At 70.8% G+C, this 9,908-nt stretch carries 9 protein-coding genes; 1 reads left to right on the top strand and 8 read right to left on the bottom strand.

The features are described from left to right. Positions 1-28: 28 nt before the first annotated feature. Genes ACIQOE_RS03280 through ACIQOE_RS03290 form a run of 3 tightly spaced genes read right to left on the bottom strand, consistent with a single transcriptional unit; the run spans position 29 to position 4,607 of the window. On the bottom strand, positions 29-841 hold the full coding sequence (locus ACIQOE_RS03280) for an HAD family hydrolase (protein ID WP_351325442.1): 813 nt from the start codon (positions 839-841) through the stop codon (positions 29-31). Continuing rightward, positions 841-3,405 carry a phosphoribosyltransferase gene (locus tag ACIQOE_RS03285; protein WP_401409347.1) on the bottom strand — a complete coding sequence of 855 codons (2,565 nt, stop codon included), beginning with the start codon at positions 3,403-3,405 and terminating at the stop codon, positions 841-843. Before ACIQOE_RS03285 ends, ACIQOE_RS03280 begins: the two co-directional genes overlap by 1 nt. Before the next feature lie 29 nt (positions 3,406-3,434). Continuing rightward, positions 3,435-4,607 (bottom strand): HpcH/HpaI aldolase/citrate lyase family protein, encoded by a 1,173-nt coding sequence (locus tag ACIQOE_RS03290; protein ID WP_351325439.1) that lies wholly within the window; start codon positions 4,605-4,607, stop codon positions 3,435-3,437. 176 nt (positions 4,608-4,783) lie between these two features. Between ACIQOE_RS03290 and ACIQOE_RS03295 the strand changes: the two genes are divergently transcribed. Then, positions 4,784-5,566, top strand: coding sequence for a TerD family protein (locus tag ACIQOE_RS03295; protein WP_351325437.1), 783 nt, complete (start codon positions 4,784-4,786; stop codon positions 5,564-5,566). 25 nt (positions 5,567-5,591) lie between these two features. Here ACIQOE_RS03295 and ACIQOE_RS03300 read toward each other — a convergent pair whose 3' ends face one another. The 5 genes from ACIQOE_RS03300 to ACIQOE_RS03320 form a co-directional block, all read right to left on the bottom strand. Continuing rightward, a complete protein-coding gene (locus ACIQOE_RS03300) occupies positions 5,592-6,329 on the bottom strand; it encodes a Tellurium resistance (protein ID WP_351325435.1) in 738 nt (245 codons plus the stop codon). A gap of 120 nt (positions 6,330-6,449) precedes the next feature. Further along, positions 6,450-7,595 carry a DUF475 domain-containing protein gene (locus ACIQOE_RS03305; RefSeq protein ID WP_351325433.1) on the bottom strand — a complete coding sequence of 382 codons (1,146 nt, stop codon included), beginning with the start codon at positions 7,593-7,595 and terminating at the stop codon, positions 6,450-6,452. 159 nt (positions 7,596-7,754) lie between these two features. After that, a complete protein-coding gene (locus tag ACIQOE_RS03310) occupies positions 7,755-8,330 on the bottom strand; it encodes a TerD family protein (protein WP_351325431.1) in 576 nt (191 codons plus the stop codon). Between the two features lie 117 nt (positions 8,331-8,447). Beyond that, entirely contained in the window at positions 8,448-9,023 is a 576-nt protein-coding gene (locus ACIQOE_RS03315) for a TerD family protein (protein ID WP_351325429.1), read from the bottom strand. A gap of 227 nt (positions 9,024-9,250) precedes the next feature. Next, entirely contained in the window at positions 9,251-9,709 is a 459-nt protein-coding gene (locus ACIQOE_RS03320; protein WP_351325427.1) for a peroxiredoxin, read from the bottom strand. Between the last annotated feature and the right edge of the window lie 199 nt (positions 9,710-9,908).

Below are 9,908 nucleotides of genomic sequence, written 5' to 3' on the forward strand. Positions count from 1 at the left end.
TCCGCAGGACGGGCCCCAGGAGCCCTTCCTAGCCCTCGGCGCGGACCGTGCGCAAGAACTCCCGCAGGATCCGCTCCCCGGCCAGCACGCCGCGTTCCGGCAGCGCGACGACGGCCGGCCCGGCCCAGCCGGCGTCGGCCAGCTCTCCGTGTCCCGGGCGCCAGCCGCGGTCCGCGGCCAGCAGCAGGTCGGCGTCGAGCAGCGAGTCACCGGCGGCGAGCGTGAGCCCGGCCCCGGTCCGGCGCGCCACCTCCCGCATCGCCGCGCTCTTGGTCAGCGGCTTCGGCACGGCGTAGATCTTCCGTCCCTGCAGCGACACCGTCCAGCCGCGGTTCTCCGCCCACACGGCGAGGTTCTTCACCCAGTCCTCGGGCAGCAGCTCGCGTTCCACCACCAGGTAGGCGAACAGGTCCTCCGCGACCCGGAGTTTGCGCAGCCACAGCGGGTCTGCGTGCTCGGCCAGGTACGCGCGCACCTCGTCCAGCGGCGCGCACTCGTCGGCCAGCCGCGCCTGCACCCGCCCGTGCCAGTCCTCGTCGGACACCCCGTCCACCAGCAGATGCCCGCCGTTGGCACAGATGGCGTAACGCGGCGCGGGCCCCGGCAGGTTGATCCGCTCGTACTGCTTGCGGGTCCGGGTGGTCGTCGGCACGAAGACCGCCGCGTCGCCGAGTTCGCCCAGCAGCTGCGCGGACGTCTCGGTCAGGTACGACAGGGGCCGGCTCTCGTGCACCTCCACGCACAGCAGCCGCGGCGCCCGCGCGTCCGGCATGGTCAGCGAGAGCGCGCCCGCCGAGTAGATGAGCGTACGGTCCAGGTCGCTCGCCACCAGCACCGCCATCAGAGGTTCACCGCCCGGCCGTCGGCGCCGGTCGCCCCGCGCGTGAACCGGGGATGGATCAGCCCGACGCAGGTGTACGGCAGTTCGCCGACCTCCTCGACGGGCACTCCTCGCTGCTCGGCCAGCAGCCGCACGTGGTCGAGGTCGGCGCCCGCCCCGGCCCGCGCGAGGATCTTCCACGGCACCCGGCGCAGCAGCACCCGCGTGGTCTCGCCGACGCCCGGCTTGACGAGGTTCACGTCGTGGATGCCGTACTCCTCGCTGATCCGCTCGACGGCCGCCCAGCCCTCCCAGGTCGGCGTGCGGTCCGCCGCGGCCAGTTCCTTCACGGCCGCGTCCACGGCGTCCACGACCTCGCCGAAGCGGGCGGCGATCGCGTCCAGGAAGGCGACCGACACGTCGGCCCCGGCCAGCTCGCGGTAGAACTTCGCGCCGTGGAAGTCGTCGGGACCCACCAGGTCGGCCCGCAGCACGGTCCGTGAGATCAGCCCGGAGACGGTCGAGTTGAGGCAGGCGGAGGGGATCAGGAAGTCCTCCCGGGTGCCGTACGTCCGCACGCACGACCCGGGGTCGGCGAGCACCGCGATCTCCGGGTCGAACCCGGATACGCCCTCGCGCTCCTCGAACTCCACGACCGCCTCGGCGAGTTCCCGGGTGATCGCGCCCTTGCCGGTCCAGCCGTCCACGAAGACGACGTCCCGCGGGTCGTGACGGGCGGCCAGCCAGCGCAGCGCGTTGGCGTCGATACCGCGGCCGCGCACGATCGACACGGCGTAGTGCGGCAGTTCGGCGCCGTAGCGGAACCGCGCCCAGCGGCGCATCAGCACGCCCACCGGGGTCCCGGCGCGGGCCAGCGAGACCAGGACCGGCCGGGCGGACCGCTCGGCCAGCACGGTCTCCGTCACGACGCCGACCGCCTGCGCGATCCGCGCGGCCGAGGTCTCCAGGGCCGCGTGGAAGAGCGCCTGGTAGCGCTCGCTCGGCTGGTACTCCACCGGCAGCGACTCCGCGTAGTGCGCGCCGCCGCTCTGGATGGCCTCCTCGCGCTCCTCGGTCGGCGCCTCCAGCGTGACCTCCGAGAGGTCCTGGAGCAGCCAGCCGACGTCCTCCGGCGGATACGAGGAGAAGGCGGGGCCGCGAAGGGGCTCGGGCAGCATGGCGGGGCTCTCTTCGGTCAGCGCGGGGACGTACGACGGTACAACCGCGAGCAGGACATGCGGGACATGCGCGCCGAGCCGGGCCAACAGGCCGTCCGGTGCGTGCAGTTCGGGGGTGTCGCCGGCGGAGTCGACGAAGACGACCACGGCGTCGAAGCCGGCGCCGGCCACGTTGTAGGCGTAGCGCTCGCCGGGGCCGTCGGCGGGGTCGTCGTGCGCCGGGAAGACGAGACGGCTGCGGATGGCGTAGCCGGGGTCGTCGACGGCCAGCACGGGCGAGCGGGTGGTGGTGGAGTACCGGACCTCGGCGGCGACGAGGGGCTCCAGCTCGCGCGCGACCCGCAGGGGGGCGTACATCAGCTCCTCGAAGCCGAGCGCGAGGACGCGGCGGGCGCCCAGGGGCAGCGCCTCGGCGAGACGGGCGGCCATCGCCGGCAGGGCCGTTTCCAGGCGTATGCGGTGCGCGGGGGTGAAGCCATGGCGTCCGCCGTCGGGCAGGCCGTGCGGCCAGTGCAGGTCGACACCGGTGACGTGCGGGGCGGTGGGGGCGGTGCGGTCGCCGGTCGCCCGCGGCCCGGTGGGGGCCGTTCGCGCAGTTCCCCGTGCCCCTGGGTGGGGGGACCGGTCGTCGGCTTCGACGGCAACCCCGGCAAGGGGCGCGGCAGACACATCGGCCGCCGCAGCGCCCTCCTCGTACCGCGCCACCAGCTCCTGGCCCTTCTCCAGGACGCCGTCGGGCAGCTTCACCGTCCCGGAGGCCCCGGCCACCAGGTCGACCCCGGCGCCGATCTCGTCGGCGAGGCCGTCGAGCCGTCCCGCGTCGGCCGGTGACCGCATATCGACCAGAGCCACCACGACGTAACGTTTCCGCGGATAGCGGGCGTGCAGGTCCCTGATCGTGTTCAGGATCGTGTTGCCGGTGGAGAACTCGTCGTCGACCAGGACCAGCGGGCCGTCGCCGGAGAGCAGGGCCGGGTCCTCCGGGAGCAGCAGGTGCGAGGTCGCGTGGGAGTGGGACTCCTCGAAGCCGCCGGCCGGTGTCATCCCCGGTACCGGGCGCCGCGTGGAGTGCAGGTAGGGGGCGAGGCCGATGCCGTCGGCCACCGAGTGCCCGAGGCCCGTGGCCGTCTCCGCGTAGCCGACGACGACCGCCCGGCCGGCCTCCGTCTCGCCGAGGAGGTCGCGGACCCGCCGGCCCAGGGCGAACCCGTGCCCGTACACCACCGCGGGCGACTGCGGCACGTGCTTGCCGAGCACGTTGGAGACCAGCAGATGGGCCCGCTTCGGGTTGCGGCGCAGGGCGAGCCCGAGGAGCGCCCGCAGACCGTCGTCGCCCTCCAGTTCGACGCCGAGCCGCTCGGCGACCCAGCTGCCCGACCAGTCCCCGTTGTTCACTGCGATGTTCATGAGCTTCCTGTGTCGTCCCCTAGGGCCCGTCAGCCGGGGATTCCGGCGGCGAGCAGCTCCACGAAGCCGACGTCCTCGTTGGCCACGCCGAACACCTCGGCCCGCAGCATGGTCCGCTCGGCCCAGGCGCGGTGCGGCTTCACCTCGTTCATCTTGTTCGTGTACGCCGAGCGAAGTACACCCCCACCGCCCCGTTCCGGCCGCAGGATGTCCTGGGCGTCGCAGAACTCCTCGTGACTGACGACCGACAGCGCGTGCACGGGGATGACGTGCGAGGGGTGGATGCAGGTCTTGCCGAGCAGCCCGTTGGCCTGGTCCAGGGAGATCTCCCGCAGCAGGCCGTCCATGGCGTGCTCGATGAGCCGGGTCCGCAGCTCCACGGCCTGCTCGGCCAGGAACGGGCTGGTCCGCAGCATCGGCTTGAACATGCGCTCGGGCACCCGGAAGTACTCCCAGACCGGTCCGGTCACCGTGAAGCCGGTGCCGTCGGCCCGTCCCAGCATGTTCACCACGTCGGCGATGACGGAGGCGATGATCTGCACGTCGTAGGCGGTCATGTCGGGCGCCCGGCGCAGCCCGTACGAGGAGCAGAAGTCGGTCACGCCCAGGCGCAGGGCCAGCACCTTGTCGCGGTACTTGTCGACGGCGCGGGCGATGCCCTCCAGGGCGTCCACGCGCGTCTCGCGGTACATCAGCTCGGGCGTCTCCAGGACGGGCATCCCGAACAGGCGGTGGCCGCTGAGCGCCTCCGCGCCGTCCAGGGCCTGCAGGAAGGGGATGCCGCGCTCCTCGGTGAACTTCGGGAACACGAAGCCGGACAGCAGCGGCACGCTGTCGCCGAGCCGCCGTACGAGGTCGGGGATCTGCTCGGGTTCGCGGACCCGGATGAAGAGCAGCGGCAGCTCCACGCCCTGCCGGACCCGGGCGGCCAGGTCGGCGAACTGGCGGACGAGGTTCTCCTCGCCCGCCGCCACGTCCTCGTCGCCGATGGAGTCCTCCAGGCACAGCACCATCGAGACCACGCCGAGTCCGGCCTGCTTGACGACGTCGTCCGCGAGCCGCTCCCGGGTGGCCGGGCTGTAGAGCGTGGCGCCCAGGGCCGCGGAGAGCAGCCGGGCCGGGGAGCCGGCGGTGAACTCGCACGGCTCCTGGTGGAAGAGGCGCCGGCGCACCTCAGGTGCGATGTGCCCGAAATGACGCATAGAACTCCCCCGTGGCGTGGGCCTGGCCTGTGGATTGGGTAAAGGGTGGCCGGTAATAGTACGTACAAAGCCATGTCGAGGGTTCCCGCCGGGCATGAATTCCAGGTAACCCGGCTGTGTCGGGCGCGAGGCCCCCCGCGTTGTCGTGACCAGGACCGAGAGGGCAGGATGACCGCATGACGCACGCGATGCTGAAGGGGTCGAACGTCCCGCTGGAGGCCACCACGGTCCGGGCGGTGCTGCGCTGGACGCCCGGGCAGGGAGTTCCGGACGTGGACGCCTCGGCGCTGCTCCTCGGCCCCGACGGACGTGTGCGATCCGACGAGGACTTCGTCTTCTACAACCAGCCCCGGCACCCGTCCGGGAAGGTCTGGCGGCTCGGCAAGAAACGGGTGCCCGAAGGTCTCACCGACACGATCCAGACAGATCTCCCCGGTGTCGAGCCCAGTGTCGGCCGAATCCTCCTGGTCGCATCGGCGGACGGCATCCCCTTCGAGCACGTACCCGCCCTGCGCATCCTGCTGTACGACGCCTCTGCTCCCGACGCCGAGCCGCTGGCCCACTTCGACATCAGGCCGGAGACCGGCGCCGAGACGGCCCTGATCTGCGGCGAGCTGTACCGCAGGGGCGAGGGCTGGAAGTTCCGCGCGCTCGGCGAGGGCTACAGCAACGGCCTCAAGGGCCTGGCGACCGACTTCGGCATCTCGGTGGACGAGTCGGAGGCGCTGGACGAGCCCCAGGCCGCCCAGCCGCTGCCGCCCGAGCAGCCGGCCTCGGTCCCGACACAGCCCGCCTACGGCTATCCGCAGCCCGCCTCACCGGCCCCGCAGCCGTCCTACGGCTACCCGCAGCAGCAGCCCCCGTCGGGCTACGGCTACCCGCAGCCGGTCCCGGTGGCGACGGTGCCGAACTCGGACTTCCGGCTGCCTCCGCAGGGCCCGCAGTTCATCGGGCGGTGACCGGCCCCGGTCCGTGCGGGACGGCCTACTTCTCGACCTTCGTCTTGTAGCCGCGGCCCCACTGCAGTCCCCACCCGTACAGCCGGTCCAGCTCGCCCTGGAAGCCGTAGACGAACTTGACCTCGCGCCGGACGACGAGTTCGCCCTTGACGTTCTCGATCATCACCACGGCGCAGGACCGGGCCTGCGGGTGCCGCTCGTCCAGGCCGATCTCGATCCGCGGCCCGTTGCTCGGGTAGAGCGTGACGACGGCGTGGGTACGGTCGAACGCGGGCGTCTGGTCGTAGATGTACACGAAGACCAGCAGCCGCTTGATGTCGTCGCGGTGGTCGAGGTTGACGTACATCGTCTCGCCGGACGCGGAGCCGAACCGGTCGTCGCCGCTGAGCTTGATGTACGGCGGTGCGTTGACGTCCCCGAGCAGGCCGCCGAGCGGCTGTACGACCCCTTTGCTGCCGTCGCTCAGCTCGTACAGCGCGCCGAGGTCGAGGTCGACGTTGACCATGCTCTGCCCGTGGCCGAGCACCTCCGGCGGCTTGAGCGCCTTGAAGGGGTGCCTGAAGAGGCTGGTCCGCTGTTCGCTGTCGAAGTCGGACGTCCGCATCCGCCAGGCGAGGTTGATGCGCAGGTTGCCGGTGGCCGCGCCCTGCTTGGTGAGGGACACCTGCTGGTGCCGCTTGGTCAGCTCGATCGAGTTGGACGCGGCGCTGCCCGAGTCGAACTCGGCCGCCCGGCCGCCCAGCAGCCCGTCGAAGAAACCCATTCCCGCCCCCAGAGACTTCCGCCGACGCCGCGGGGCGGCCGACCGTGTCGGCCGCCCCGAACAGAGCGTTCCTCGTAACGAAGGGTGTCACACCCTTCGTTTCCGGCCCGGCGGGCCGGTTCAGACGGCGGACGAGACCTCAGCCTTCTCGTCCGTCCCCGCTTTTCCCTCGGCCGCCGCCAGCCGCTGGTTGCGCCGCACCGAGGACCAGAACGACCAGGCGATCAGGACGACGCCGACGAGACCGGTGATGACCTCGTTGATCTCGTGCTGGATGGTGACCATGAGGATGACCGCCAGCGCGCCGATCGCGTAGTGGGCGCCGTGCTCCAGGTAGACGTAGTCGTCGAGGGTGCCCTGCCGGACCAGGTAGACCGTCAGCGACCTGACGTACATCGCGCCGATGCCGAGGCCGAGGGCCATGAGCACGATGTCGTTGGTGATGGCGAAGGCGCCGATCACGCCGTCGAAGGAGAAGGACGCGTCCAGGACCTCCAGGTAGAGGAACATGAAGAACGCGGCCTGGCCGGCGAGCAGTACCGCCGACTTCTTCTTGCCGGTGCGCTCGGCCTCCTCCTCCGCCTCGTGCTCGCGTTCCTCCTCGGCTTCGAGCCGGTCCTCGAAGAACCCGGAGAGGCCGCCGACGATCATGTAGGTGATCAGGCCTGCGATGCCGGCGATCAGGACCGTCTGCGCCTTGTCCACGTGGCCGCCGCCGTGCTGGTGGGCGTGGGTGGCGAAGGTGAAGGAGGTGATCAGCAGGACGATCAGGGCGATGCAGACCGACAGCATGTCGACCTTGCCGAGCTTGGCCAGCGGGCGCTCGATCCAGCGCAGCCACTGGATGTCCCGGTCCTCGAAGATGAAGTCGAGGAAGATCATCAGCAGGAACATGCCACCGAAGGCGGCGATCGCCGGGTGGGCGTCGGTGACCAGTTCCTGGTAGCGGTCCTTGTTGTTGAGGGCGAGGTCGACGGCCTCGATGGGGCCCATCTTCGCGGTGACCGCGACGATCACGACGGGGAAGACGAGCCGCATGCCGAAGACCGCGATGAGCACGCCGACCGTGAGGAAGATCTTCTGCCAGAAGGCGTTCATCTTCTTCAGGATCCCGGCGTTGACCACCGCGTTGTCGAACGACAGGGAGATCTCCAGGACGGCGAGGATGGCCACGAGGCCGAAGGCCTCCCACCCCCCGTACAAGACCGCGGCGACCAGGCCGAGCGCGGTGATCGCGAACGACCAGCCGAAGGTTTTCAGAAGCACTGGCTACCCAATCGTCGTCTGTGGGGGCACCGCCCAGACGATGTCTGGGGGTAGGTGTACCCCGCGCCGTACCCGGCTTTACTCACTGTTGACCACGGAGTCTAGAGGGCATGGGTGTCCTACGGCTCGCGTGGGCCTTGAATCCGGCTGTGACGGGCCCTACGAGACGTTCACGCCGAAGTCGAGCGCGATGCCCCGCAGGCCGGACGCGTAGCCCTGGCCGACCGCCCGGAACTTCCATTCGCCCTGGTACCGGTAGAGCTCGCCGAAGATCATGGCGGTCTCGGTGGAGGCGTCCTCGCTGAGGTCGTAGCGGGCCAGTTCCTGGCCGTCGGCCTGGTTGACGACTCTGATGAACGCGTTGGAGACCTGGCCGAAGGTCTGGCCGCGCTCGTCGGCCATGTGGATGGAGACCGGGAAGATGATCTTGTCGCACTCGGCCGGCACCTTCGGCAGGTCGACCAGAATCGATTCGTCGTCCCCCTCGCCCTCGCCGGTGAGGTTGTCGCCGGTGTGCTCGACGGAGCCGTCGGGGCTCTTGAGCTGGTTGTAGAAGACGAACCACTCGTCGCCCATCACCCGGCCGTCCCTGCACAGCAGCGCGCTGGCGTCCAGGTCGAAGGGGGCGCCGGTGGTGGAGCGGGCGTCCCAGCCGAGTCCGATCATGACGTTGGTGAGGTTCGGTGCGGCCTTGGAGAGGGAGACATTGCCTCCCTTGGCGAGCGTGACGCCCATGGTGTTGGTCCTCCCCTTGTGGTGCTTCTCCGGTTGTCCTGCGCGTCCGGCGCCGACCGTAAACGGTGCGGCGCCGGACAGAGCGGACGTGCGAGTGCCTGGGCCCCGCGGCTCGGCTCAGACGTTGACGCCGAAGTCCTGGGCGATGCCGCGCAGGCCGGAGGCGTAGCCCTGGCCGATGGCACGGAACTTCCACTCCGCGCCGTTGCGGTACAGCTCGCCGAAGACCATCGCGGTCTCCGTCGAGGCGTCCTCGGACAGGTCGTACCGGGCGATCTCGGCGCCGCCGGCCTGGTTCACCACGCGGATGAACGCGTTGCGGACCTGGCCGAAGGACTGCTGGCGGTTGTCGGCGTCGTAGATCGACACCGGGAAGACGATCTTGTCGACGTCGGCGGGGACCGTGGCGAGGTTGACCTTGATCACCTCGTCGTCGCCCTCGCCCTCACCGGTGAGGTTGTCACCGGTGTGCTCGACCGAGCCGTCGGGGCTCTTGAGGTTGTTGAAGAAGACGAAGTTCTGGTCGCTGCCGACCTTGCCCTCGGCGTTCAGCAGCAGAGCGCTGGCGTCCAGGTCGAAGTCCGTGCCGGTGGTGGTCCGGACGTCCCAGCCCAGACCGACGAGGACCGCGGTCAGGCCCGGGGCCTCCTTCGTCAGCGATACGTTGCCGCCCTTGCTGAGGCTGACTCCCACGAGTCCTCCCTTGTGGTGTCCAGGGGCGGGGAGCCCCCGTCGTGCTTCGGATACCGGATCAACGTTTCGATCCTAGTGACGGGTTCCCGCTGCCCGCAGGCCCTGCACCCCGAAGAATTACCGGGTGTCGGCCCTCGCGGCCCCTAGGGGACGTCCGGGCGGACACCGCCGGGACACCTCGGCGGCACGCCTCGGGGACGCTCCGCCACACGAGCGGGGCGCGCCGCCTACAGGGCGTCGAGCGCGCGCACGTAGTCGTTCAGGTCGCGGGCGTCGGGCAGTGCGTTGACCACCGTCCAGCGCACGACGCCCTCCTTGTCGATGACGAAGGTGCCGCGGACCGCGCAGCCCTTGGCCTCGTCGAAGATCTCGTAGGCGCGCGAGGTCTCGCCGTGCGGCCAGAAGTCGCTGAGCAGCGGGTATTCCAGGCCCTCCTGCTCGGCGAAGACGCGCAGGGTGTGGATGGAGTCGTTGGAGACGGCGAGCAGCTGGGTGTCGCGGTCCTCGAACTGCGGGAGGTTGTCGCGCAGCTCGCACAGCTCGCCCGTGCACACGCCGGTGAAGGCGAACGGGTAGAAGAGCAGCACGACGTTCTTCTCGCCGCGGAAGTCGGACAGCCGCACGGACCGGCCGTGGTTGTCCTTGAGCTCGAAGTCGGGCGCCTTGTCGCCGACCTGGATCGCCATCGCTGCATCCCTTCGTCAGGGGCTGTTCGGGTGAGGACACCCTATGCGGCGGGCTCCGAGCGTCGGTGGAGGCGTGCGGGCGGGGGGGGGGGCCCGGGGCCCCCCCGGGGCCCCCCCCCCCCCGCCCCCCGGCGGGGGGGGGCCCCCCCCCCCCCCCCCAACGAGCCCCCTCCAGAACAAAACCCCCCACCCCCACCAG

The organism is Streptomyces sp. NPDC091282 (assembly GCF_044757385.1).
In the GTDB taxonomy this organism is placed as follows: Bacteria; Actinomycetota; Actinomycetes; order Streptomycetales; family Streptomycetaceae; genus Streptomyces; species Streptomyces gramineus.

Excerpts from the sequence above, each read along its gene's own strand:
- ACIQOE_RS03280 (WP_351325442.1), bottom strand. The coding sequence starts at position 841 with ATGGCGGTGCTGGTGGCGAGCGACCTGGACCGTACGCTCATCTACTCG.
- ACIQOE_RS03285 (WP_401409347.1), bottom strand. The coding sequence starts at position 3,405 with ATGAACATCGCAGTGAACAACGGGGACTGGTCGGGCAGCTGGGTCGCC.
- ACIQOE_RS03290 (WP_351325439.1), bottom strand. The coding sequence starts at position 4,607 with ATGCGTCATTTCGGGCACATCGCACCTGAGGTGCGCCGGCGCCTCTTC.
- ACIQOE_RS03295 (WP_351325437.1), top strand. The coding sequence starts at position 4,784 with ATGACGCACGCGATGCTGAAGGGGTCGAACGTCCCGCTGGAGGCCACC.
- ACIQOE_RS03300 (WP_351325435.1), bottom strand. The coding sequence starts at position 6,329 with ATGGGTTTCTTCGACGGGCTGCTGGGCGGCCGGGCGGCCGAGTTCGAC.
- ACIQOE_RS03310 (WP_351325431.1), bottom strand. The coding sequence starts at position 8,330 with ATGGGCGTCACGCTCGCCAAGGGAGGCAATGTCTCCCTCTCCAAGGCC.
- ACIQOE_RS03320 (WP_351325427.1), bottom strand. The coding sequence starts at position 9,709 with ATGGCGATCCAGGTCGGCGACAAGGCGCCCGACTTCGAGCTCAAGGAC.